This is a genomic window from Arthrobacter sp. V1I9 (assembly GCF_030817075.1).
Taxonomy (GTDB): domain Bacteria; phylum Actinomycetota; class Actinomycetes; order Actinomycetales; family Micrococcaceae; genus Arthrobacter.
Genome location: NZ_JAUSYU010000001.1, coordinates 366,061 through 390,558, shown reverse-complemented (window position 1 = coordinate 390,558; position 24,498 = coordinate 366,061). Strand labels below are relative to the sequence as shown.

The following is a 24,498-nucleotide window of genomic DNA, read 5'->3' as shown; positions in this document are numbered from 1 at the left end:
GGAAGTTGGGGCGGTTCTCGCAGGGCGCAGTACCCGCTGATTCTCCACGCCCGCGCAGCAGCATCGGAACTAAGCTCTTCGAAAGACTTCAACGCAAGGACCAGGAAGGGACCAGCTCATGGCGAACCAACCAACCCACGACGCAATCACCCAGGCGGCTGCCGACCACGAGGAGATGTTCGCTGCGCACCGCGAAGGGTTCGCAGCCCGGTCCTGGTACGACGTCGACCCCCGACTGGCGCTGCTGCTGGCTCCGATCGGGACTGACCCGGACGCAACGATGGAGCTCACGGTTGTTGTGGACGGCACCGTCATTTCCGGATCCGTCGTGTCCGAGCAGGCGTGGGCCAGGCGGCAGCATGACCAGGTCCGCCCCGGCAGCCCGGCCATGGCCGATGCGCTTGAGTCCTTACAGTCCACCGCGGACGAACAGAGGGTGAAGGCGGCAGAAACTGATGCGAACCGCCGGCTGAAGGCCCAGGACCGGTACATCCATTTCCTTGAACCGCTGGTCATTTCAGGAGGAGCCCAGATCCGCCTTCAGGCCACCAGGGTGGACCTGCGCGGGGTTTCCGCATGGAGTATCGGCCGGGTGCCCTCGGAGTAGCTGGCGGCCGTGGTCAACGGGCTGACCACCTTCGGCATCTGGGCAGTCGAGGGGCTGGCAACCATCCTCTCACCCGATACCCGCGGCAAGTCCCTTGACGACCTCGAGGCCCGCAAGCCTGAGACCGACGCGGCCGAGCCAGCGACCGTCCGCGAGAGCGGGACGGCGAGGTAACTGCCTCAGCCTGGGCGGCTCAGGCGAGCGGCACCCAGCGCAAAGCGGCCGACGGCGGGACCTCCCGGCGTCGGCCGCTTTCTTAAAACACCTGTCAACAGGAAACACTGCGACTAACAGAGTAATTTTCCCCGTGGTCCGTCACACTTATGAGGGCCATGGATTCTGGGGACGCCGTCGTTGACTGCCGCTGCCCGGTCACAAGGGCCGCATCATCATTCTCCGGAAGGCACCAACCATGACCCAGCAACACCCCGACGCGAACCCGGCCCCACAGGAAAGTTACGGCCAGCCCGCGCCCTCTCCTGACGGTGCCCAATCTTCACCTCGGCAGCCATTCCCCGGCCCCCAGTACTCTGCTCAGCCTCCAATGCCGCAGCAGCCGCAATACTCCGCTCAGCCGCCAATGCCGCAACCACCGCAATACTCGGCACAGCCGCCGATGCCGCAGCAGCCGCAGTACTCCGGCCAACCGCCCATGCCGCAGCAGCCCCACTACTCTGCCCAGCCCCCCATGCCGCAGCCGGGCTACGGCTACCCACAGTCCAAGTCGAAGATTGCAGCAGGTTTGCTGGGCATATTCCTGGGCGCCCTGGGTGTGCACCGCTTTTACCTGGGGTATACAAAGATCGGCATCATCCAACTCGTGCTCGCGATGGTCCTGAGTGCCCTTGGTCTGGGCTTCCTTGCCCTGTGGGGCGTCATCGAGGGCATCATGATCCTCGTAGGAGCCGTCTACTTCCAGCGGGATGCCCACGGCGTTCCGCTCCGCAAATAAGCCGAAGGAGGCTGCACCTTGACTGAGGTCATCCACGACAAGTGGGAACAGCTCGAGCAAATCAGGGCCGGGCTCCTGCAAGGCGAAATCGTCTACGCCGTTTACGACTGCATCGGTGTCGGTACCGGCTTCGTCGGTATCACCAACATGCGCGTCATCCTCCAGGACAAGAGCTTCGTAGGAAACAAGCTCGCCGTCGTGTCAGTGCCCTACAAGAACATCCGCTCGGTCTCCATGCTGTCCAACAAGTCGATGATGGGCAGGTTCGCGTCAACCTCGAGCATTGGAATCGACACGGGTGGCAGCATCAAGGAAGCGGACTTCCGCGGCGACGACAAAGCCAAACACGCCCACGACCTGATCCTTTGGAACATGCTGACTAATAAATAGCGATCAGCGCTTGGAAGGGCGGTCGGATACTCCGGCCGCCCTTTGCGTCTCCCTGTTGCCATTGGCAGTATGACGTCGCACGACAACGAGAGTGAAAACTTGCCATAGCTCCGCCTAAGGCCCACCGACCGCGGATCCGTAGCCCAACCAGCTCGACCTGAGGGGCTTCACGCCCAATGCCACCTTCGGCGTGAAGTACACCGCTATAACCGCGAACACGATCTGCATGGTGATCCCCAGCATCGTCCCGCCCAGGCTCACGATGTAGCCGATGTTCGCCGTAGCCACGCCCTCGTCGACGATGTCCGCGTTCAGGGTGGGTAGGACCAGGGCCGCAATGGACTGCGCCAGCTGGAAAACCACGACGGCGGCCAGCAGCTTCCGGTCCGGCCGGAAGTAGTTCACAGTCAGGCTCCGAGAGCTACCGTTCCTCGTCAGAACCAATATGTTGGGTACGTCGCTCCGCGGAGCCGGGACCCAACAATTCCAAACCCGACCAGGATGCATGCCGCAATACCGGAGCACACCACAAAGGCGACCTGCCCAGTGGTTGCCATGGTACCGATGACTGCGGTGGCAGCCGCCGGTGAATGAGGCATCCTCAGCCACAGGGTAGCTCCGATCGCCAGGCTGCCCGCAACAGCGGCGGCCCAGAACGAGTGGCTGACCAACCCCGTGCCCACACCAAGCAGGGCGGAAACAACCTGGCCGCCGATCACGCTCCGCGGCTGGGAGAGTGGCAGATGGGGCGCCGCGGCCACGAGTGCCATGGACGCGGCCATCGGCGGGATGAGCAGGAGGTGGCCCGACAACTTGCCCAACAGCACCAGGCAGGCGAGGGCGGCAACGCTGGTCAGGGTGGTTACAGCGAGCTTTGCCATAGGAGGCCGGTGGGGAGCTTGGGAGGACCAGCGCGTGCGGGGCTGAGGGGGAAGGACCGGTGACCGGGCAGGACTGGTAACGGACATGGTTATCCCATCAGTCGGCGACGAAGTACAGGCGCTTGTTGACGAATTCGCCCATACCCAAGGGACCCATTTCGCGGCCAAAGCCTGAGCGTTTCACGCCACCGAAGGGAAGTTCCGCTGCCTCCGCAGCGATGATGTTGACGTGCGCCATCCCAACGTTCAGGCGGGACGCAATGTTCGCAGCACGTGCCTTGTCGGTGGAGAAGACTGAGCCGCCCAGGCCGAAGTCGGAATCATTGGCGAGTTCGAGTGCCTCGTCATCGCTTGTTACCTTGAAAACGATTGCCACGGGCCCGAAAATCTCTTCGCGGAAGGAAGCCGATTCGCGGCTGATACCGGTTAGGACGGCGGGTGAGAAGTAAGCACCTTCCCCCTCGGAGAGGACCCCGCCGACTTCAAGAGTGGCACCTTCGGCGACAGCCCACTGGACTTGGGCGTTCACCTGCTCCGCTGCTGCCCTGCTGGAAAGAGGACCATAGGCACCCTCCGGCATGTTCAGGGGATCACCCGGCACGAGCCCGTCAGCGAGCTTCTTCAGCTGGGCCACGAACTCGTCATAGATATCTTCCATGACGATCATCCGCTTGTTGCCGTTGCACACCTGGCCCCCGTTGTAGACGCGGAAGTTCCAGGCGTCTGCAGCGACTGATGCGAGGTCATGGGAGTCGAGCACGATCATCGGGTCTGTTCCGCCGAGTTCGAGCACAGCCTTCTTCAGGTGCCTGCCGGCCTGCTCTCCGATGATCGAGCCGGCGCGTTCGGATCCTGTGAGGGAAACGCCCTGCACCCGGGGATCTGCGATGATCGCCGCGATCTGGTCGTGCGTGGCGAAGACGTTGGTGTAACCGCCGTCAGGAACACCTGCTTCTTCCATGATCTGCTGGATCGCCAGCGCCGAACGGGGGCAGATGTCTGCGTGCTTGAGCAGGATGGTGTTGCCGAGGACCAGGTTGGGTGCGGCGAAGCGGGCCACCTGGTAATACGGGAAGTTCCAGGGCATGACGCCGAGCAGAACGCCCACGGGGCAGTTCTCGAGGATCGCCTTGCCGGGAACAGTGCTTGGAATCTCCTGGTCAACGGCGAGGCCGGGGCCGTGCACGCCGTAGTAGTCAAGGATCGAAGCGGCAAACTCCACTTCCTCAATACCCTCCGCCAGGGGTTTGCCCATCTCCTGGGCGATGATCCTGGCGAGCTCTTCCTTGCGCTCTTCGAACAACTCAGCGATGCGGCGGACGACGGCGGCTCTGTCCTGGATGCTTTTCTCGCGCCACTGGCCGTAGGCGGCATCAGCACCGGACAGCACCTGCTGTATCTGTTCGTCCGAAGCTGCTTCAAAGGTCTCGACGACCTCACCTGTTGCAGGGTTCTGCACCCGGTACCGGGACATGTGTCTCCTATGTTGTGTTGCTTCTGTGACGGGTTCCTGGTGTCCAGGGTCTGCTGTGGTTAGGGCTGATAGGTGGACCGGCTGCCCGCGGTTGGTGCTTTCTCCACGGTCAGGTGATGCCCGGTGTTGTTTCGATACATACGGCGCTCCAGCGTGGGTGAAAGTACCCACAGAGCCGAACCACTCGTGGTTTTGGCCACGACTGTCCCGTGATGCAGGAGTTGGCCATTGCTGGAGAGTGAGACTTCGGTGCCGAGTTCAACTTTGGCCCACGCAGTACGTCCAGCAGGTTCCATTTCCATTTGGCTGCTCTTGTCGAGGGTATTTCAGGTGTCGGTCAGTGATCGCCGGGCTGGATGCCCTCGGGAGCCCACGGGTAGCCGGTGGCCAGTGGTGCGCCGTCGTCGTGGCGGGAAAGCCATTCGACCGCTGCACCGTGATAGCGGTGGAAGCCTTTGTAATCCACGAGTTCGGAGTCCAGCGAAGCGAGGGCCCGGTGGATGCGCTTGGCCCAGTTGGGAGCGTACTCCACCAGCTCGGCGAGGCTGACCAGGTAAGTACGGACGGGGAACACTATCGCGTTTGACCGGGGCAGACGGTGCAACGGCTGCAGTTCAATGCGCAGGTACACCTTTTCGCCGGCGTTCTCGCTGGTGACTGTGGTCCGGTCCGGCGCCCATTCCGGAAGCGTCTCCACCGACGTCTCAAGACGCGGGTTGACGGTAAGCGACCAGTTGACCCTCCTTACCGGGTGGCCGGCCTTCATGCGCAGCAGGAACTTGAGGGCCCTGTCCAGGATGCCCATCTCGTGCAGCTTCGGTACCGGGCCGTGGAACTCAAAGAAGCTCATGCCGAGGTTGAACTTCAGTGAATAGTCGGCCCGCTGGGTGGTCATGCCTGCGCCGATGACGAGGGTATTGTCCTTTTCCTCGAGGACTACGAACTCGCCCTGCGCCTGCCGGGTGGCGTACTCCATCGGGTCCATCGGCAAGGTGGCCGGATCACCGAACGTGAATGAATCGTCGATTCCGAGGAGCCGGTTGTGCCACCGCCACTCGTTTCCGTTCTTGGTGAGAGTGAAGTGTTCGGGAAAATCCCTGGCGTAAGACTCAAAGATGAGCTCGAGTAGATCCCACTGCGCTTCCAGCATGTGCGGCAGTGCAAGGTAGTGTACGTCCGGCATATCGCTGAGCATTTGGGCGCGGTGGGCGCACTCGGACACATAGTGTTCATCAATATCGAATGCGGCCCTGAGGGCACCGTCTCCGGCCGGAACGTGTGGTTCCAGGTTCATTGAGTACATGTAATCGTCGTCCGGGAACGGGAAGGGCAGCCGGCGAACACCCCCGGGCGAGTTCCGGAAGTCGTATCCGCCTTCGGGCGTGTACGTTTCATCCGTTTTGAATGCGGCTGATTCAGAGATCGCAGTCATGTGATTTTTCCTTAGGCGTTGATGACGAGTTTTGTGCAGGTGGCCCGCGATACGCAGGGCATGATGAGCTTGCATGTTGCCCGGTCCGATTCGGACAACCAGTCGTCGCGGTGATCGATGGTGCCGTCAAGTTCCAGGACCTCGGTCTCGCACTCCCCGCAGGCGCCTCCCCTGCAGAGGTAAGGGAGCTTGTGGCCGGCCTCCTCGACCGCTTCGAGCAGTGACTGCTCGGGCGAGACCTCAATGACTGCGCCGGAGCGTGCCAGGGTTACGGAGAAGGGATCACCGGTGGAACCGAAGTCCTCGAACCTTTCGAAGTGGATGTTCGCGTCCGACCAGCCAAGGGCGTGGGCGGAGCCGACGACGTCATCGATCATTCGCGTTGGCCCGCACACGTAGGCGTGCGTACCGAGCGGCCGGCCTGCCAGGATGTCCATCGTGTTGAGCCGGGACTGGCCGTCATGGCCGTAGAGCGTGACCCGCTCTCCGTAGCGCTCCTTAAGCTCATGACCGAGGGCAGCGTGCTCAGGGCCGCGGACGGCCAGGTGCAGTTCGAACGTACTCCCCTTGAGGCTGAGTTCTTCGAGTTGGGCAAAGACGGGGGTGATGCCCACGCCGCCTGCGATGAAGAGATGGTGGCGTGCATGTTTTGACACCGGGAAAAGATTCGCCGGGATACCCGCGAGGAGAACGTCGCCTTCGCGGACGTTGGTGTGCATGGCCAGCGAACCGCGCTTGCCGTCATCCACCCTGCGGACAGCTATCTGGTACTCGCTTGTGTCGTACGGCGAACTCATCAGCGAGTACGCGTTGCGCCTGGTCTCCCCACCGGCCGGGATCAGGACCGTGATGTGGCTGCCGCCCGAGAAGGGAGGAAGCCAAGAACCGTCGGCTGCGCCGAAGGTGTACCGGTTGATTTCCGGGGTGACCGCTTCGATCCGTTTGACCCGGAGCCGCAGGGCTCCATGCTGGGACTCGCTCACGTATCCAACTCCTCATTTTCCGGCATTTCGCCGGGCACTTCGCTGTCTGCTTTCACTCCTTGGAAGGCCGCGAGCCTCCCGGAGTAGTGATCGCGAACGATCAAATTCAATTCACACCCCGGGCATACAAAGACCCTGTGGGTGACATTCTCGGAATAGTGGCCACAGTGCGCGCACCACACGCGCCTCACAAAGGAACCGGCGTGCTCGCGCAGCACCTCGTCCCGGTTCATGCCGTATGAGGTAGCCACCTGCATCGAGGTGCCGATAAACCCCTCAGAACCGGCCAGGTACAGGCGCGTTCCCATCTTCGCCGTCGCCAGGAACGTATCGAGTCCGCGGACGGCATCCGCGTTCGTTGAGAACACTGCCAGCTCACGCACGTTGAATTGCTGGAGATCGATCAAGTAGTTCTGGCCGGTAATTGATTCCGTTGAATACAGAACGGTGGTAGTTGCCAACTGTTCGGGGGTCATCGCCTCGAGCAGGCGCACCAGGGGTTTCCCGCCGCTGCCCTGGGCGGCAGCGAGGTGGTTAAGGCCGCTCGCCATAGGCGATAGCTCGTCGTACACAGGTCGGCTCTTGATGCCGGTGATCAACATCGGATTTTGTTACCTTTCGTCCTTCACGCCGGCTGACGGGCCGAAAGTGCTGGAACTGCATCAGCTGCCGGAGCGTCGCCTTTGAGGTGCGGTTTCTTCCACGCCATGTACACCAGACCGATCGCGACAACCATTACGGCGGAAATCAGGACCACATGGTTGGCGAACCATCCGTCTTCCGGGGTCCGCGGCCAGGCCATATTGACCATGCCAAGCACGCCCCAGGCGAGAGCTGCGATATTTACGGGAATGCCCCATACGCCCAGCCGGAAAGCTCCGTTCGGCTTCCAGCCCAGGATGCGGGCCCGAAGCGCGGCAAGGACAACCATCTGGAAGCCCATGTACATGCCCATGGCAGCGAAAGAAATGATGACGGTCAACGCGTCGCTGGAAACCTTGGATCCGATGACGATGAGTGCCGGCACCAGCCCTGCCAGGAGCAGCGCATAAGGAGGAACATGGCGGGATTCGCTGAACGTGCTCAGGAGCTTGCTGGCCGGAAGGATTCCGTCACGGGCCATCGAGTAGGCCAGGCGGGATGTTGCCGCCTGCAGGCTCAGCACGCACGAGAGGAATGAGATCAGGACGACTGCGAGAACTGCCTTGAAGCCGATAGGACCGAACGCCGAAAGGAGAATGTTGCCAACCGGGTCCGTCTCGGTCCCTGAGATCACAGCAGTGAAATCGGGCACGGCGAGGATGAGGGACAGGCAGACGAACATAGCAGCGAAACCGCCGATGTAGATGGTCATCCTCATGGCTTTGGGGATGGTGCGGCCCGGGTTAGGGACTTCCTCCGCCACGTCGCCGCAGGCCTCAAAGCCGTAGTACTGGAAAATACCGATCAATCCGGCAGCCGCAAACGCAAAGAAATAGTTGCTGCCCTCTCCTGCGCCGAATGTCTGGAACAGGACGCTGAGGTCATGGTGCCTTGCGGTAACAAGCAACCAGACCCCCACTACCAGTGCGCCACCGAGCTCTGCCAGCAGACCGATCATTGCCACAGCGTTCAGGACCTTGGTGCCGCCAAGGTTCAGGATGGTAGCGAGCGCTATGACCACGAGACCACACAGGATCGTGGCGTCCACGCTGCTTTCCATGCCGACCAGGGTGCTCAGGAAGGGCCCTGCGCCATACGCGACGCTGGCGATAGTGGTCAGGAGCGCCACCAGGTAAACCCAGCCGTTCATCCAACCCCATTTGCGGCCCCAGAGCCGCCTGGACCAGGGATAGACTCCGCCAGCCACTGGATATGCCGCCACCACTTCACCGAAAACCGTTGCAACCAGGAGTTGCCCGACCCCCACGATGACCAGGGACCAAAACATCGGTGGGCCGGCCACGCTCAGGGATGCCGCGAACAAGGAATAGATCGCTACTACAGGCGACAGGTAGGTGAATCCCAGCGAAACGTTCCCCCAGAACGTCATCTCCCGCTTGAATTGCCTCTCGTACGAATAACCAAGGCTGGCAAGATGCTGAGCGTCGTCATCGACGTCAAGCTCCCCAACCGGTTCGGGGGTTTCTACACGCATTGGACTCCTTCTTTCGGTCACTACCGCTACCTGTGAGCGGGACCACGTCATAAAAACCATAGTTTCATATCTTTAGTTACGCAAGCCCTGCTCCAACGCCCTTATTCGAAGCGGTTTCTTGACAGCCGAGCAGCTTCTAGCAGTGAATAAACTATGGTTCCACTGTTTTTGCATCTTCTGCAGTACACTTCAGAAGTAGCGGAGCCAGAAGGTCTTGCTGGCAAGGGAGAGTCGTGAAGAAGAGATAAGCGAGGCCGGCGAATTGGCGCTGCATCGGCGGGCAGCCGTCGGTGCCCGGATTAGAGTTACTGCTGTCCCTATTTCCCATGGAGTCGTTCTTGGCATCTACCACCGCTTTCCAAGCCCAGGTGTACCGGGCATTGCCGGAAACAGAGCGCTCCGAAGCCATCGTCAACCGGATTTCCAAGGCGATCGCCCTTGGCCTGCTGAAGGTGGGCGAGCGGCTTCCCCCGGAAACAGCGCTATCGGAAATGTTTGGTGTTGCGCCATCTACCCTCCGGGAGGCGTTGTCCGACCTTCGGAATCAGGGCATTGTTGCCACGCGGAGGGGGCGCAGTGGCGGCACGTTCGTCGTCAAACAACCCTTCACATCCGCCGATGTCATCAAAAAATGGTTCCAGGACACGTCCATTGCGGAGATTCGGGACGTGGGTGACGAGCATGCTGCTATCGCCGCCGCCACCGTACGGTTGGCCTGCGAACGGGCCGAACCGCACGAGATCAACAGGCTTTTGGAGCTTGCCCGAGGCGTAGCCATGACGGATAAATCGGAGCTGCAAGCACGCGCGGACAGCAGATTCCATATAGAACTGGCGGTCTTGGCGCAGTCCCCGCGGCTGACGAATGCAGAAATAAGACTGCAGGCCGAGACAGTTCAGGCGCTGTGGGCACCCGTGTCATTGATCCGCGATCCGGAACAGGTGGCCGCCGAGCACCTGGCCTTGGCCCGCGCTATCGCCAACGACGCACCTGAGGACGCCCAACGGCTGGTGCTGGAGCACATCCGGCATGACGTTCACCATCTCGTGGACTCGAAATTGTCCCTCGGATACCCGACGTATCAGCAGGAGCGCTCATGACAACCACCACCCCTGCGATCAAGGCTGCACAGGAAATAGCCGCCTGGACGAACACACTCGGCCTGGGTGTCGACGAGTTCGCAGCCCGAACGGCGGCGCTGTGGACGAATCGCCAGAGTCCTTTCAGCGTCGCGCCACGGGACGTGGGGCAGCTGGTGAACATGACCAAGGCATTCCTTGAAACACATAGTTTCATTGTTGGAGCCGGAGTCATCTTCTCTGCGGACGCCATCGAGAACCGGGACGGCGTCCTCGAGTGGTGGATCAGGCGCGGACAGGGAATTGAAAAGCTGGAATTCGATCTCACCCCTGGCGGCGAGCGGTTCTACGACTATCAGAACATGCCCTTTTTCACCTCAGCCAGCCGTACAGGGGAACGGTCCATGTGGGGCCCCTACGTTGACTACCTGGGCCTGGACGAATACATCCTCACCTACACCGCACCGTTCCAGGTAGGCGGAAAATTTGCGGGCGTGACCGGCTGTGACATCAGGATCCGCAAGCTTGAAGAGATATTCATGCCTGCGCTCCGGGCCATCCCGGGAGACGCCGCCCTCCTCAACGGAAGCAACCGCGTGGTCGTAGGAAACTCCGGCGCGTACCTGGTGGGCGAAAGAATCCGCCACATCCCAGCCGACAAACAACTGCTCCCGGTCGAGGTGGCGCATCTGGAACTCTCACTATTGAGCGGCCGCTAACTGACTAGAACCGGGCGAGCCCGAAGCGCATGCCCAGTCAGGATTTTCAAGCGCCACAAGGTCGTTTGGGAGGTTTGAAAAACAGCAAGACCATCTACAGCGATTCTTCACTTCACCGTGATCGTGTCGGGGTGGCGAATTTGTGGTGGTCGGCGTCGGAATCGTGCTGGGCGCGGGGGTGGCGTCCAAGCTCGTCGTCCGCTTCCCCCTCGGATCATCTCGACAACCGGAATGCTGGTCGCCAGTACCGCGATGCTTTGGTTTTCCACGATCCAGAGCGGCACAACCTACCTCGCCCTGCTGCCGGGCACCTTCGCGTTGGCCTTTGGCTTCGCCCTCAGCTTTATACCGCTGACCCTCACCGCGGTGAACAAAGTTCAAGCCCAGGATTCTTGGTTACCGGCTACGCCACAGCGCTTTTCATCGCAGGAGCGAGCACAAATTCCTTGAGCGTTGCCAGCATCAGCCGGGTGTCGCATCGAGGTCGTTCTCAACGAGCCGCGCCCTCATCTCCGGCGTTGACGTAACCGGCGTCACCACCCTATCCTTAATGAATCGATTCAAGGGAAAGGGCTTTCCAAGCCCTGGAACCGTCAAGATCACCTTGACCATCCGGAACAGAACAGATCCGGTTCCTTGCCAATGACGACGAAGGAATTCATCGAATGAGCACCATCCCCGGTGAAAGCCGCCCCATCCCGGACGCCAGCGCAGCCCGGCGGGACCCGAAGAAAGCCGCGATGAGCGGCTGGATCGGCAGCGCGCTTGAGTACTACGACTTCGCGCTGTACTCCCTGGCCGCCACGCTGATCTTCCCCGCCATCTTCTTCCCGTCCGAGAACAAAACCGTGGCCATCATCGCCTCGCTCGCGACGTACGCGGTTGGCTACGTTTCCCGTCCCATTGGCGCCATCGTCCTGGGCGCCTACGGCGACCGGCACGGCCGCAAGCAGGTGCTCGTCTTTGCCATGCTGCTGATGGGCTTCGCCACTTTCGCCGTCGGACTTCTCCCCACGTACGGGCAGGTCGGCGCTCTGGCCCCGATCCTCCTGGTTATCCTCCGCCTAATCCAGGGGTTCGCCGTCGCCGGTGAACTGGGCGGAGCCAGCGCGATGATCGTGGAGCACTCCCCCGACGCCAAGCGCGGTTTCTTCGCAAGCTTCAGCCTCCAGGGGACGCAGGTGGGCTCCATTCTTGCCACCGCCGTGCTGCTTCCCCTCGCAGCCATCCTCCCTGCGGAGCAATTCCAGTCCTGGGGCTGGCGCATCCCGTTCCTGCTCAGCGCCTTCGTTATCCTGGCCGGCCACATCATCCGCCGCCGCGTGCAGGAGCCGCCGGCATACCTGGCGCAGACTGAAACGGGCAAGGCGAAGCCCCGGTTCCCCCTTGTTGACCTCGTGCGCAGCCACCCCTGGGTCCTGGTCCGCTGTGTCATCATGACGTTCACCAACGTGATCGGCATGGCAACGCTCATCTTCGGCGTCTCCTACGCCACCCAGGAGGGCTACGGGAACGGCTTCACCAGCAGCGAATTCCTCTGGGTAACCCTCATTGCCAACGTGGCCGCAGTGGTCACCATCCCGCTCTTCGGCGCACTGTCCGACAGGATCGGCCGGCGGATGCTGATGGTGGCCGGCGGCCTTGGCGGCGGCGTACTGGCCGGCGGATACCTGTGGGCCATCGAGCAGGGAAGCCTGGCACTGGTCTTCGTCTGCATCGTGATTGTCCAGGGCATCTTCTTCCAGATGTGGAACGCGACCTTTGCAACGTTCTTCCAGGAGCAGTTCCCCATGCGGATCCGCGTGACAGGGTTCGCGGTGTCGCAGAACCTGGGCCTGATGATCGCGTCGTTCTTCCCGAGCATCTTCACCGCGGTCGCTCCCCCGGGATCCACCAACGTCCCCATGGTCATCGGTCTGACCACGTTCGGCATCTGTGCCGTCGCGGCGCTGGCCACCTTCCTTTCGCCCGACACCAGGGGCAAGTCGCTCGATGACCTTGAGACGCACAAGGCCGGCACCGAATCTGCAGAGCCCGCCGATGCGCGGGAGAGCGTGTCGGCGAGCTGACTGAGCAACATGGGCGGGCCACCTTGAGTGGCACCCAGGGCCAAGCGGCCGACGGCGGGACTCCCCGCCGTCGGCCGCTTGTGTTAAGCACCGGCAACTATATGAGGGGCCTCGCCGCGCTCCCGCTCGTGATTACATAGGAGGGTTGAACCGGCCGCCCGAGTCCGACCACGGCCTCGGCCACATGGAAGGAAGCACATGACCGATCCCCAGGAACATCCTCCGGTTCCCACCCCAGGAAGTGCCCAAGGCCTGGACCAGAAGGTTGAGGGCGGATGCCCCGTGGCCCATGGCAGTGTGACCTCGCACGGCAGCGAGAGTGAGAACCCGGCGATCGACTCGCCGCAGCCCAAGGCGCACCGGCCGCGGACCGTCGCGGACTGGTGGCCAAACCAGCTGGACCTCACCGTTCTCCACAGCCACAATCCGTCAGGCAACCCCCTCGGCCCCTCCTTTAGCTACCGCGAGGAGTTTGGGAAGCTCGACGTCGAGGCGCTCAAGCAGGACATCATCCAGGTCCTCACCACCTCGCAGGACTGGTGGCCCGCGGACTTCGGCCACTACGGCGGCCTGATGATCCGGCTGAGCTGGCACGCCGCCGGCACCTACCGTGTCCACGATGGCCGCGGCGGTGCAGGAGACGGCAGCCAGCGGTTCGCCCCGCTTAACAGCTGGCCGGACAACGCGAACCTGGACAAGGCCCGGCGGCTGCTGTGGCCCGTGAAACAGAAGTACGGCCAGAAGCTTTCCTGGGCCGACCTGCTGGTCCTCGCCGGCAACGTCTCGCTCGAGTCGATGGGCTTCAAGACGTTCGGCTTCGCCTTCGGCCGCGAGGACGTATGGGAGCCCGAAGAGATTTTCTGGGGGCCGGAGGACACCTGGCTCGGCGACGAACGCTACATCGGCGAAGGCCAGATGTCCGAGGAGGTCGGCTCCACAGAAATGGGTCTGATCTATGTCAACCCCGAGGGGCCGATGGGCAATCCGGATCCGCTCCTGGCCGCGGCGTTCATCCGCGAGACCTTCAAGCGCATGGCGATGAACGACGAGGAGACCGTCGCGCTGATCGCCGGCGGCCACACGTTCGGCAAGACCCATGGCGCCGGTGACGCCGACGCGCACGTCGGTCCCGAGCCGGAAGGCGCCAACCTCGAGGCGCAGGGCCTGGGCTGGCTCAGCACGCATGGGTCGGGCAAGGGAGCAGACACGATCACTTCCGGACTGGAGGTCACCTGGACGGACCGGCCCACCCAGTGGAGCAACCGCTTCTTTGAGATCCTGTTCGAGCACGAATGGGAGCTGGTCAAGAGCCCGGCCGGCGCGCACCAGTGGGTGGCCAAGGACGCCGAGAGGATCATCCCGGACGCCCACGATCCCGAAAAGAAGCACCGGCCCACGATGCTCACCACGGACCTCTCGCTGCGCGTCGACCCCACCTACGGCGAGATCTCGCGGCGCTTCCTGGAGAACCCGGACGAGTTCCAGCTCGCGTTCGCCAAGGCCTGGTACAAGCTGCTGCACCGCGACATGGGGCCCGTCGGCCCGCACATGCTCGGGCCGTGGGTCCCCGAGGCCCAGCTGTGGCAGGACCCGCTCCCGGCGGTGGACCACGAGCTGATCAACGAGCAGGACATCACCTCGCTCAAGTCCCAGCTGCTGGCCTCGGGTCTCTCTGTTTCGCAGCTGGCCGGCACCGCATGGGCCGCTGCTTCCACCTACCGCAAGACGGACAAGCGCGGCGGTGCCAACGGCGCCCGGATCCGGCTGGAACCCCAGCGCGGCTGGGAGAGCAACGAGCCCGAGCAGCTGTCCGCTGCGCTGCAGGCGCTTGAGACGGTGCAGCAGCAGTTCAACGCCGCCCAGGTCGGGGGCAAGAAGGTCTCACTGGCAGACCTGATCGTCCTCGGCGGCTGCGCAGCGGTGGAGAAGGCCGCGAGCGACGCGGGCTTCGCCGTCACGGTGCCGTTCCGGCCCGGCCGCACCGATGCCTCCCAGGACCAGACCGACGTCGAGTCCTTCCAGTACCTGCAGCCGCGGGCGGACGGGTTCCGCAACTACATGCGCCCCGGCGGGAAGCTCCAGCCGGAGACCCTCCTACTGGACAAGGCGTACCTGCTGGACCTCTCCGCGCCAGAGCTGACGGCGCTCGTGGGGGGCATGCGTGCCCTCGGCACCAACGTGGGCGGTACCAACCACGGCGTCCTCACCGACCGGCCACAGGTCCTGACGAACGACTTCTTCGTCAACCTGCTCTCCCCTGGCACCAAATGGAAGGTATCGGAGGACGAGGAAAACGTCTACGAGATCACTGACGTTGCTACCGGCGAGCTGAAGTGGACCGCCACACCCGTGGACCTGGTGTTCGGCTCGAACTCCCAGCTCCGGGCGGTCGCCGAGGTGTACGCGAGCGACGACGCCAGGGAGAAGTTCGTCAACGATTTCGTGGCGGCTTGGGTCAAGGTCATGGAGCTGGACCGGTTCGACCTGCGCTGATCTCCCCGTACTGAGTGACGGGCTCCGGGCCGGCTGCATCTTGCGGCCGGCCCGGAGCCGTCTCAGTGAGGACGCAGCTGCTGATTGGCGGCCAGGAGTCGGAGAGACGGAGTACCCCTGCGTTGTTCATGCAGCGGTGACGGCCACAGTGCGGGTCGCGAGAACCTGGCCGGTGATCCAGTGCAGGAAATCGATGGCGATGGTGTACTTCCCAGCGGTAGGAGGACGCAGCAGGAAATCGAACTTCTCCGCCGCCCCGGACTTGATGATGCTGGTCATCAGTGGCTGCCCTGCCGAGGACGGCGGAACGGCCGGCCCGGTGGGGCTGGGGGTGTTCCAAAACGGACGGCCATCGTGCCCCACCAGTTCGGCGATGGCCACCGGCTTTCCGGCGGCATCGAGGAACCGCGTGCGGGTGGGGAAGTAGTCCACGTTCACCATCCGCACCAAGGTAGGAGCCTTTTTGCCGGCCACCACGTTCGCCTTCATTGCAGAGACGGCCCAGACCCGGTCGCCCCGGGGCCGGGCCGGTATGACGCCACCCAGCAGGAAGAAGTGCCGGGGCTGGAAGCGGTTAAGGCCTGCGTCCTCACCTGACAGGCCCGCTGCGTGGTTCAGTTCATGCCATCGCGGATCGACTGAATACGGGGCGATCAGCGTTTCCGTGGCGATGTCATAGAGGGGACCGTTGAACGAGTGACGGCGGGTCCCCGGGTTAACCGGTTTTGCCGGGTTTGCGGCGGGGTCCACGATCACCGCTCCAAACATGCCCATTTGCACATGGAGGGGTGTGTTGACGTGGCAGTGGTAGAAGTACGTTCCCGCCGCGCCGCGGTTCGGGTTGCCGGGTTCTGCAGCGTCCGGCCGCCACTGGTAGGTGTAATGCCCCGACACTTCGAAGGACGTGTGGCCCACGCCGTCGTTGCGGGGATCCGGTTCCAGGCCGTGCCAATGGATGGTGTGGACCTTTTTGCTGGGCTTGATGGTGGCGTGGAAAATCTGCCCTTCCATCACCCGCACAACCGGCCCCGGCAGCTGCCGTCCTGACTTGTCGTTCTCAAAGCTCCACACCTCGTGCTCAGAGCCGTCGGGAAAGTCGAGTTCCCTGCTGAAGAAATCCATTTCGACCGAAACGTTTGGGCGGAGAAGGAATTCGGTTTCAGGGCTGCCCTCATGCGGCTGGTCCGAAGCGAAGTCCACCTGGCTCCGGAACGTGTGGTGCGCCTCGTCCTCCACCGTTTCCGGAAGACCGGGCTCCGGGACAGGTTTTGCGGCCAGCACCCAGTCGGACATTAGGCCACCGGGGTAAAGGCCACCTGCGGCTGTCTGTGACGGTTCGGCGTGGCAGTGCATGGGGTACTTCCAGTCCTCGGTCCTGGCATCCCACACTTCGTCAATGACTTCAGGCGGACGCCGGACCGGCAGCATTGCTTCCTTGGTTTCAAGCGGCTGCAGCTGGACTGTGTCCTCCCACTGCTGAAGGATGACGTCGCCTGCAGGGCTGACCCTGCCACCTGAACGGGGGAAGTCCAGGCCGTTGGCCCGCACCGTCCACACATGGTTCCCGTGGTAGTGCAGCTGGTGATCCACGATGCCGGCGTTGACCATCCTCACCAGCTGCCCCGTGCGGACTGCACCCGGCTGCGGCGACGCGCTGAAGTTCCGCACATCTGTTTCCCTGGGGAAGCCCGAGGGCAGCGTGTCCTCCTCCCGGTGCTCGTTGAACACCTCGTCCGTGGTAAGTGCCAGCGCCTGGAAGCCGGAGTAGTCGTTGAGCGTGAAGTACCGCGGCACGGCAGGAGTGGTGGCAGGATTGACCGCTTGGCCTTTGGAGGCAATGCGCGCCCAGTTCGGTTCCACATCGTGGCACAGCCACAGCCATTGGCGCTCGAACTCGGCGCCAGTAGGGCTAAGGCGCCACGCATATCGAGGATCAATGACAACCAAGGCACCGTACAGGCCCAGGGTTCTTTCGACTGGCTCGTTTCCGGGGTCGGAGAACAAGTACGTGCCGGGAGCGGGGGCCACGAATTTCACTTCTTTCCTTTGCCCCGGGTTGACGATTCCGCTGCTGACGTCTCCCCTGGGCCCACCGGCAGTAGCCGCCGCACGGGCACCGTGAAAGCGCAGTTCGTGTGGTTGGGCCAAGTTGTTGTGGAGCAGGATGCTGACGGTACTGCCGGTTTCGGCAATGAGCGTCCGCTGCGGGAAGTAGCTGGCCCAGTGGGCGCGCCGGGGCAGAAACTGGCGCTCGAACTGCGGGTCCTCCCTTAGGGGCTGCGGCCTTCCGAAAGGAGGCAAAGGGGCGTTGAGGGGGTAGTAGCGGCTGGCTTTCACCGCACCGGCGGCCGTAAAGACGTGCGGGTTCATCTTCAGGGCGGGATTCGCGTCAGTTGTCCGGGTAGCCCTGTCGCCGAACCCCCGGTGGTAAACCAGTGATCCGTCCACCATGGGAAGGAAGCCATCATTGATATACATGTTCAGCGGGCTCATGAGAACGCCTCCATCGTGATAACCGACGCTGCCGTCCTATGGTTCATTACCGGGCTGTGGCCCCCGGCGTCCAGGCGGGGTAAGCGGCTGACGCGAATAATCGAGACCTTGCCGAAAGCCGTCCGACCGCTTGTTTCGGCGTTACCACGTTTGGCGATCGCCGCGGCGGCGTCGTGCAGAAAATTCATGACCACTCCGAACTGTTTGCTGGGGGTACGGCCAACATAGGCAATTCGAGTTATAAAAACCTTGAACTTTCCCCGGGTTGCCCTCACGGAGCTATTCGCCTGCAATCTGTCGCTGGCGTACATATCCCTCGGCTGCCGAAAATGGGCACGCCAACGGCACAGGGAAGGCGAGGGCGCGTTCAAAAAGCGGGTACGCGCGGAGCGGCCCGTTACGGAGGCATGGGCCGGGAGCGCGCCAAGTGCTCGTCCGCAGCAAAGGATGCCGCCGCCGTCGTAATCCGAGCAGCCGACAGCCGCGCTCGTTAGTCGGCGGCAGCCAGCTGCCCGCAGGCCCCGTCGATCTCCTTGCCGCGCGTGTCGCGCAGGGTGCAGGGCACCCCGGCGGCGCGGAGCCGCTCAATGAACTCCTGCGCCACCGGCTTTTCCGAGGCGGTCCAGATGGAGCCCGGGGTCGGGTTGAGCGGGATCGGGTTTACGTGCACCCAGCCGCGGCCGCGCTGGTTCAGCTTCTTGGCCAGCAGGTCTGCACGCCAGGGGTGGTCGTTCATGTCCTTGATCAGCGCGTACTCGATGCTGACCCGGCGGCCAGTCTTGCGGTAGTAGTTGTAGGCCGCGTCGAGCGCCTCGTCCACCTTCCACCGGTTGTTGACCGGGATCAGCTCGTCGCGGAGCTCGTCGTCGGGAGCGTGCAGGGACAGCGCAAAGGTGACCGGCAGGTCCTCCTCCGCAAGCTTGCGGATGGCAGGGACCAGGCCCACCGTGGAGACCGTGATGTTCCGGGCCGACATGCCCAGGCCCTCCGGCGAGGGGTCCACAAAGCGGTGGAGAGCGCCCATCACTCGCTTGTAGTTGGCTAGCGGCTCGCCCATCCCCATAAAGACGATGTTGGTGACCCGCTCGCCGTCGTGCTCGTTTTCGCCCAGCTCGCCTGCCGCGATGGCGCGGTTCGCAGCAACCACCTGGTCAACGATCTCCGCGGTGGACATGTTGCGGGTCAGCCCGGCCTGGCCGGTGGCACAGAAGGGGCAGTTCATTCCGCAGCCGGCCTGCGAGGAAACGCAGAGGGTGATGCGGCCGGGGTAGCGCATCAGCACGGACTCCACCAGCGCACCGTCGAAGAGCCGCCAGAGGAACTTGATGGTGTCCCCTTTGTCCGTGCGGAGGCGGCGGACCTCGGTGAGCAGCGGCGGGAACATCTGGGAGACGAGCTCTTCGCGGCCAACCTTGGGCAGATCGCTCATGGCTTCCGGGTCCGTGGTCCAGTGCTGGAAGTAGTGCGTGGAGAGCTGCTTGGCCCGGAAGGCAGGGACGCCAAGCTCCTTCAGCTTCTCGGCACGCTCGGCCAGGGTCAGGTCGGCCAGGTGCGTTGGCGGCTGTTTCACCCGCGGGGACGCGAACTGGAGCAGCGGACGGCCCTCGACAGTGCGCGCCTGCTCCCAGCCCTCGGCGGTGGGGAGGACCTGCGGGCGGGTGCTGTCGGCCGGCGCGCCGCCCTGTTGGCGGGCGCGGGCGGTTTCAGAGGAAGGAGTGGGGGAAGTCATCCTTGCCATTGTCCCATGCCGGTTTTCACTTTGGGGAATCGGGGCACTATGATGCTGCTCCCGCCCTGGCCGGTGGGCTGCCTGCCGGACCTGTACGCCCGCTACACTTCTGAGCTGTCGTGACCGGCCCCTGGATGGACGGTAGAGCGGCCAGCAGCTTCATACGGAGCATCGCTTGGTGTGGGAACGCCCCGTTGACCTGTGGAGCTCTCCGCTCGTTTGGCGCTCATTTGTGAAGAGGAAGCGGGGGTGCATCGCATATGCACACCCCGCTTGGTCTCTTTGATGCGACGCTGGACGGTTCAGCGGTTTGGGCTATGGTCAGCCGAGGCCCGGGATGAGCAGGACTTTGCAGGCGTCTCCGGTGAGGAGTTCGACGGCTTCATCGAATTGGCTGAGTTTCTTGCGGTGGGTGATGAGCCAGTCGAGCTCGAGCTTGCCGGAGTCCAGGAGCAGGAGGCTTTGTTCCCAGGTTTCCCAAAGGCGGCGCCCGAAGATTCCGCGCAGGGTGATGCCTTTTTTGTTGATGTGGGCTGCGATGTCGACTTCTGCGGGTCGGCTCGGGTGGCCGACGGTGACGACGGTGGCTTCACGGCGGACGGCTTCGAAGAGTGTTGCCAAGGTGCCGGGGGCTCCGGAGCATTCGAAGGCGACGTCGAAGCCGCCGCGGCGGCCTGTCAGTTCACGGCAGCGTTCGACGATGCCGTCGTTGGGGTGCAGTGCGATGGCGCCGAGTTTTTCGGCTTGGGCGCGCCGGTAGGGGTTGGGGTCGACGGCGATGACGTGGGAGGCGCCCATGAGCAGTGCCAGGTTCACGACCACCAAACCGACGGGGCCTGCGCCGCTGACGAGAACGGCCCGTCCTGCTACGGAGTAGTTGGCGCGCTGGATGGCGTGGACTGCGACGCCGGCCGCTTCGAGCAGGGCGCCGGACTCAAGGGACAGTCCGGTGGGGAGCTTGACGCAGATGTCCTGCGGCACGGCGGCGTATTGGGCGAAGACGCCGTCGATATGCATGCCCAGGATGCCTGTGTTTTCGCAGGTGTGGGCATCTCCTGTGCGGCAGGGGAAACACTGCCCGCAGGTCAAGTGGCTTTCAAGTGCTACCTGGTCACCCACCTTCAGTCCGCTGACGCCGGGCCCGACCTCGACTACGGTGCCTGCGCCTTCATGGCCCAGGATGACAGGGAGGTTGAGGTTGAAGGCCTGCGCGGAGGGGGTCCATTCATACAGTTCCCGGTCTGTGCCGCAGAGGGAGGCGGCGCCTACCTCGATGACGACTGTGCCTTCTGATGCTTTGGGGTCTCCGGCGTCGGTGACGTATTCAACGCCTCGTTCGGCCGCGGTTTTGACTACTGCCCGCATGGGGGCCGCCTTTCATTGGTTCTGGTGATGCGTGGGGAATGCTTGGATGGGTATCAGTCGGGAAGTTGGCCGGCGAAGCGGCGCAGGATGTTGATGGGACCGACCTGTCCGCCCTTGAGCAGCAAGCGGCAGCCGGCGACGGCGGAGCCGCCGTCAGCCTGCAGGACCGGGCCTGCGGTGACGAACTGGTCGGAGACGCGCAGTTCGCGGACGCCCATAGCGATGAGTGCGTGGCTGGAGGTATCTCCGCCGCACACGGCGATGTCCCGGGTGAGGCCGGCTGTGGCCATGCGGGCGGCAATCCCTCCGATCAGTGCTCCGACGTAGCCGGCATCAGCCGGTTTGGCGGCCCCGTAACGGGGATCCCCCGGTCCTCGGGTGGTGTGGACGATGACGTTCCGGCCCTTCTGAAGGGCTGCTGAAACGCGGCGGTCCAGGGCGGCTACGGCCGCGGCGTCGTGTCCGTGCAGCAGCTCGGCCGATACGGGCACGTCCTCCCAACCCTGGGAAACGGCGTCGTTGATCTGTTCGGCTGTGGTGCTGGAGGCAGAGGCGCTGATGGCCAGCACGGGTCCTGATGGCTGCTGCGGTCCAGGCCCGCGCGGAGTCTGGTCCGAGATGGACCGCGCCAGCGCTGCCATGATTCCGCCGGAGCCGACCACCACGGAAGGACCGTGCCCGTGTTCCTCGCGCGTCAGTGCTTCGGCGACGGCGTCCATGTGGCGTTCGTCCACGGCGTCCACAACAAAGGCCTGCGCTCCGGGCTCCCGCCGCCGGTCGGCCCAGGCGTCCTTGAAGGTGCCGTCCTCATAGGCGGGCAGGTGGATGGCACCGGGAACGTCCCCGGTGCCGAGCTGTTCAGCGAGGACCTGGCGCAGGTCGGCCTCGGCCATGGGGGTGGACGGATGCCCGGACATGACCGGGTGGCGGTCCAGCCGGTAGACCTGGCCGGCATGTGCCGCATAGTGGTTACTGAAAGCGGTGTAGCGGCCAAAGGCCGGTTGGGCCGGAACGACCGGGATGGGGCCGTGCAGGGGGAATTGCTCATGGAGAAGCTGGATTCCGCGGCCGATACTTCCGACCGTGGTCGAACTGTCGAAGGTGGAGCAGACCTTGTAGAGCAGCACTTCCAGGTTCAGCGGTGCGATGCCGGCCAGATCCCTGCGTACCAGGGTGTCGAATGCCGTCCCTGCCAGGGACCTGGAGGGTCCGGCGATTCCGACGACGTCAGCATCGGCGGGCAGGGGCGCGTCGCCAATGACCAGGACAGCTTCGAGTCCGTAGCGGTGGGACTGGGCCAGGACGTCGGCGGCTCCGGTGAGGTCGTCTGCGACGAATCCAAAAGCGGGCATGTCAGGCACCTTTTCCGAAGGTTTGGACGGCGTGCAGGAGTGCATCGTCACCGGTTTCGGACTGCTTTTTCGCTGCCGCCTGGAGGGGTACCCCGGACACGGCTGCTTCCCAGGCTTGGCGCAGGCTTCGCACCCCGGCGCCGGGACCGTCCGGGTGGGCTGCGACGCCGCCGCCGGCGAGCATCATCAGGTCCGTGGATCCTACGGCGTCGAAGGTGGGTCCGGGGGTGGTGACGTTCTGCCCGGAGGACAGGACAGGCAGCGGCGCGATGGTCTGTCCGAGGGGTTCGAGGAGGCTGCGGATGTTTGCGGCGACCTCTTCGTCCAGTTCGTAGAACTTGCTGCCGAGCCCGCTGGCGTGCAGGTGGTCGGCGCCGGCGAGGCGGGCCATCTGCTGCCAGACCCGGTAGTCCATGCCAAGGGCCTTGGACCGCATCGAGGCCGCAAGGCCTGCCCGGTGGCCGTGGATCGGTACCTCGGCGAAGCTGCGCAGCATGGCCAGGGCGGGCAGTCCCATCACGGGGATGTTCAGCATCACGCAAGTGCCGCCTGCTTCAACGACCAGGTCGTGGCGCTTCTGCAGTCCGGCGAGGTCACCGGTGATGTTGAAGGCGTACATGGTGGAGTGGCCGCTAACCTGCTCGGCGGCGCGGATTTCCTCAGTGGCGACCACGACCCGCCGCTCCAACGGCAGGTAGGCGGGGTCGGTCATCAGTTCGTCGTCCTTGATCAGGTCGATGGAGGCCAACGCCAGGTCCCGGACCACCAGCCGGAACTCCTCTTCCGAGAGTCCGACGTTGGGTTTGACGATGGTGCCCACCATGACGCCCTGAACGTCGCTGATGAGCTTGCGCGTCCCCTCGATGCCGAATGCCGGGCCAGCGTGGGCGGCGACGAAGTCCTCGGGCAGGGCTATGTCCTGCAGGCGGCAGGCGTAAAGGTCGCCCAGTTCGAAGAGGTTGCCGGCGATGGCGGTCTGCAGGGTGGCCAGGTCCGTGCCGACGTTCTCCATGGGGAAATCGACGGTGACAAGGGCGGCCCGGACCTTCTCGGGGGTTGTCCGTGACGGCAGGGAGGGCCGGCAAAAGCCAAGCTCCTGAACGTCCGAGACGCGGGCGGCGTGCCGCTCCCGGATACGTGCAGACTCGCCGGGTACCGGCAGGAAGGTGCCGCTTGACTGCTCGCCCGCCATGATGGCTGCGGCCTTCGCAGGGTCAATTTCGGACTCCAGGTAGTAGGTGCAACGCACCGAGCGCGGGTCGCGCATGGTTTCTCCGTCCATAAATGGGATGTAGGGGTGGTTTTATTCAGACTGCGGTGGGGACCGGGTCGGCCGGCTGGAGGCCTCCTGCCCGTTTCAGGGCCCAGGAGGCGACGATTGGGGCGAGTAGTGCTGTCACGAGGACGGCTGTGGCGGCCTGGGCTGAGGCGGAGGCGACGAAGGGTTCGAATCTTGGGTCGGCTACGGCTACTACCGCGGGTACGGCGACGGCGTTGCCGGCCGTGGTGCCGGCGGCGAACCCGATGCCGCTCTTGAAGCCTCGCTTGAGGACGAACCGGTATCCCAGGTAGGTCAGGCCTCCGGTGAAGATGACGACTATCAGGCCGAGGAAGATCCCGGCGAAGCCGCCGGTGAGCACGGTCTTCAGGTTGATGCCGGTGCCAACGGCGAAGGACATGAACGGGATCACGATGTTCGGCACGTGGTCCAGGGCCTTCGTCCACTCCCGGTCGACTGCGCCGATGATGAGGCCGATGATGAACGGAATCAATGCCGCGGCGAAGGCCAGCACCGGGATGTCGCCCAGCCCGGATGCGCCGAGGAAGATCAGTGCCAGAAATGGTCCGTCATCAAAGGCGCTGGCGACGTAGGCGCCGGTGTCCCGCTCGTCGCCGTACTGGCCGGCGAACGCCAGCCAGAGGGCGCCGTTGCTGTTTCCGAAGATTGCCAGCATCGCCAGGATCGATACCCCGGCGATGCCGTCGATGCCGACCATCAGGCCCAGGATCACCGCAATCGTGGCCGGGATCAGGGTCTTGCAGACCAGCACAACGGTGGTGGTGGAGGCGGCAGCCTTGCCGCTGTGGCTTCCGGTGATCTGGGCGCCGGTGGCGAGGATCAGCACCGCGATCAGTGTCAGGGCCCCCTCCTTGAACAGCGCGGTGGTGAAGCCGCCGATTTTCAGGGCTTCGGGCGCGAAGGTGTTCATCAGCACCCCCAGCATCAGCGGGATCAGCATCATGCCAGCGGGGACCTTTTGGAGGAAGGCAAACATTGGTAGGCGTGAGCGCCCGCCCCTCAAGTGCAGCTGAGTCATTACTCGACCTTTCTACGTCATTGTA

At 63.7% G+C, this 24,498-nt stretch carries 23 protein-coding genes; 9 read left to right on the top strand and 14 right to left on the bottom strand.

Annotated elements, in window-relative coordinates; genetic code table 11:
• Window positions 1–118 precede the first annotated feature (118 nt).
• The 4 genes from QFZ70_RS01835 (at window position 119) to QFZ70_RS01820 (ending at window position 1,949) form a co-directional block, all read left to right on the top strand.
• Window positions 119–607 (top strand): hypothetical protein, encoded by a 489-nt coding sequence (locus QFZ70_RS01835; RefSeq protein ID WP_307093825.1) that lies wholly within the window; start codon window positions 119–121, stop codon window positions 605–607.
• Between the two features lie 9 nt (window positions 608–616).
• On the top strand, window positions 617–781 hold the full coding sequence (locus tag QFZ70_RS01830) for a hypothetical protein (RefSeq protein ID WP_307093824.1): 165 nt from the start codon (window positions 617–619) through the stop codon (window positions 779–781).
• Window positions 782–1,187: 406 nt separating this feature from the next.
• Entirely contained in the window at window positions 1,188–1,559 is a 372-nt protein-coding gene (locus QFZ70_RS01825) for a TM2 domain-containing protein (protein WP_307093823.1), read from the top strand.
• 18 nt (window positions 1,560–1,577) lie between these two features.
• Window positions 1,578–1,949, top strand: a complete 372-nt coding sequence (locus QFZ70_RS01820; protein ID WP_307093822.1) for a PH domain-containing protein — start codon at window positions 1,578–1,580, stop codon at window positions 1,947–1,949.
• A gap of 114 nt (window positions 1,950–2,063) precedes the next feature.
• On the opposite strand, the gene QFZ70_RS01815 is transcribed toward QFZ70_RS01820, so the two are convergent.
• The 8 genes from QFZ70_RS01815 to QFZ70_RS01780 form a co-directional block, all read right to left on the bottom strand.
• Window positions 2,064–2,354: a hypothetical protein gene (locus tag QFZ70_RS01815; protein ID WP_307093821.1), complete on the bottom strand. Its 291-nt coding sequence runs from the start codon at window positions 2,352–2,354 to the stop codon at window positions 2,064–2,066.
• 29 nt (window positions 2,355–2,383) lie between these two features.
• Window positions 2,384–2,830, bottom strand: coding sequence for an HPP family protein (locus tag QFZ70_RS01810; RefSeq protein ID WP_307093820.1), 447 nt, complete (start codon window positions 2,828–2,830; stop codon window positions 2,384–2,386).
• A gap of 97 nt (window positions 2,831–2,927) precedes the next feature.
• On the bottom strand, window positions 2,928–4,304 hold the full coding sequence (locus QFZ70_RS01805; protein ID WP_307093819.1) for an NAD-dependent succinate-semialdehyde dehydrogenase: 1,377 nt from the start codon (window positions 4,302–4,304) through the stop codon (window positions 2,928–2,930).
• Window positions 4,305–4,363: 59 nt separating this feature from the next.
• On the bottom strand, window positions 4,364–4,606 hold the full coding sequence (locus QFZ70_RS01800) for a hypothetical protein (RefSeq protein ID WP_307093818.1): 243 nt from the start codon (window positions 4,604–4,606) through the stop codon (window positions 4,364–4,366).
• Between the two features lie 35 nt (window positions 4,607–4,641).
• Entirely contained in the window at window positions 4,642–5,736 is a 1,095-nt protein-coding gene (locus QFZ70_RS01795; RefSeq protein WP_307093817.1) for a DUF3445 domain-containing protein, read from the bottom strand.
• A gap of 11 nt (window positions 5,737–5,747) precedes the next feature.
• Window positions 5,748–6,719 (bottom strand): PDR/VanB family oxidoreductase, encoded by a 972-nt coding sequence (locus QFZ70_RS01790; RefSeq protein WP_307093816.1) that lies wholly within the window; start codon window positions 6,717–6,719, stop codon window positions 5,748–5,750.
• Entirely contained in the window at window positions 6,716–7,321 is a 606-nt protein-coding gene (locus QFZ70_RS01785; protein ID WP_307093815.1) for a dimethylamine monooxygenase subunit DmmA family protein, read from the bottom strand. The genes QFZ70_RS01790 and QFZ70_RS01785 overlap by 4 nt, the downstream gene beginning before the upstream one ends.
• 23 nt (window positions 7,322–7,344) lie before the next feature.
• A complete protein-coding gene (locus QFZ70_RS01780; RefSeq protein WP_307093814.1) occupies window positions 7,345–8,856 on the bottom strand; it encodes an APC family permease in 1,512 nt (503 codons plus the stop codon).
• A 338-nt stretch (window positions 8,857–9,194) separates the two neighbouring features.
• Between QFZ70_RS01780 and QFZ70_RS01775 the strand changes: the two genes are divergently transcribed.
• From QFZ70_RS01775 to katG, 5 genes are all read left to right on the top strand, one after another.
• Window positions 9,195–9,956, top strand: a complete 762-nt coding sequence (locus QFZ70_RS01775; protein ID WP_307093813.1) for a FadR/GntR family transcriptional regulator — start codon at window positions 9,195–9,197, stop codon at window positions 9,954–9,956.
• Window positions 9,953–10,654 (top strand): cache domain-containing protein, encoded by a 702-nt coding sequence (locus QFZ70_RS01770; protein ID WP_307093812.1) that lies wholly within the window; start codon window positions 9,953–9,955, stop codon window positions 10,652–10,654. Before QFZ70_RS01775 ends, QFZ70_RS01770 begins: the two co-directional genes overlap by 4 nt.
• 231 nt (window positions 10,655–10,885) lie before the next feature.
• The gene (locus QFZ70_RS01765) at window positions 10,886–11,104 is read left to right on the top strand and encodes a hypothetical protein (RefSeq protein WP_307093811.1); all 219 of its coding nucleotides are present in this window, start codon (window positions 10,886–10,888) and stop codon (window positions 11,102–11,104) included.
• 215 nt (window positions 11,105–11,319) lie between these two features.
• Window positions 11,320–12,723, top strand: a complete 1,404-nt coding sequence (locus QFZ70_RS01760; protein WP_307093810.1) for an MFS transporter — start codon at window positions 11,320–11,322, stop codon at window positions 12,721–12,723.
• A 198-nt stretch (window positions 12,724–12,921) separates the two neighbouring features.
• The gene (gene katG / locus QFZ70_RS01755) at window positions 12,922–15,216 is read left to right on the top strand and encodes a catalase/peroxidase HPI (protein WP_307093809.1); all 2,295 of its coding nucleotides are present in this window, start codon (window positions 12,922–12,924) and stop codon (window positions 15,214–15,216) included.
• 126 nt (window positions 15,217–15,342) lie between these two features.
• Here katG and QFZ70_RS01750 read toward each other — a convergent pair whose 3' ends face one another.
• The 6 genes from QFZ70_RS01750 to QFZ70_RS01725 all read right to left on the bottom strand — a co-directional run bounded on the left by QFZ70_RS01750 (window position 15,343) and on the right by QFZ70_RS01725 (window position 24,473).
• On the bottom strand, window positions 15,343–17,709 hold the full coding sequence (locus QFZ70_RS01750; protein ID WP_307093808.1) for a multicopper oxidase domain-containing protein: 2,367 nt from the start codon (window positions 17,707–17,709) through the stop codon (window positions 15,343–15,345).
• A 490-nt stretch (window positions 17,710–18,199) separates the two neighbouring features.
• Window positions 18,200–19,438, bottom strand: coding sequence for a 23S rRNA (adenine(2503)-C(2))-methyltransferase RlmN (gene rlmN, locus QFZ70_RS01745; RefSeq protein WP_307093807.1), 1,239 nt, complete (start codon window positions 19,436–19,438; stop codon window positions 18,200–18,202).
• Between the two features lie 321 nt (window positions 19,439–19,759).
• Window positions 19,760–20,803 (bottom strand): alcohol dehydrogenase catalytic domain-containing protein, encoded by a 1,044-nt coding sequence (locus QFZ70_RS01740; RefSeq protein ID WP_307093806.1) that lies wholly within the window; start codon window positions 20,801–20,803, stop codon window positions 19,760–19,762.
• Between the two features lie 53 nt (window positions 20,804–20,856).
• Window positions 20,857–22,155, bottom strand: coding sequence for a four-carbon acid sugar kinase family protein (locus QFZ70_RS01735; RefSeq protein ID WP_307093805.1), 1,299 nt, complete (start codon window positions 22,153–22,155; stop codon window positions 20,857–20,859).
• A 1-nt stretch (window position 22,156) separates the two neighbouring features.
• Window positions 22,157–23,422: a RuBisCO large subunit C-terminal-like domain-containing protein gene (locus tag QFZ70_RS01730; RefSeq protein WP_307097767.1), complete on the bottom strand. Its 1,266-nt coding sequence runs from the start codon at window positions 23,420–23,422 to the stop codon at window positions 22,157–22,159.
• Between the two features lie 40 nt (window positions 23,423–23,462).
• The gene (locus QFZ70_RS01725; protein WP_307093804.1) at window positions 23,463–24,473 is read right to left on the bottom strand and encodes a 2-keto-3-deoxygluconate permease; all 1,011 of its coding nucleotides are present in this window, start codon (window positions 24,471–24,473) and stop codon (window positions 23,463–23,465) included.
• Window positions 24,474–24,498: the final 25 nt, after the last annotated feature.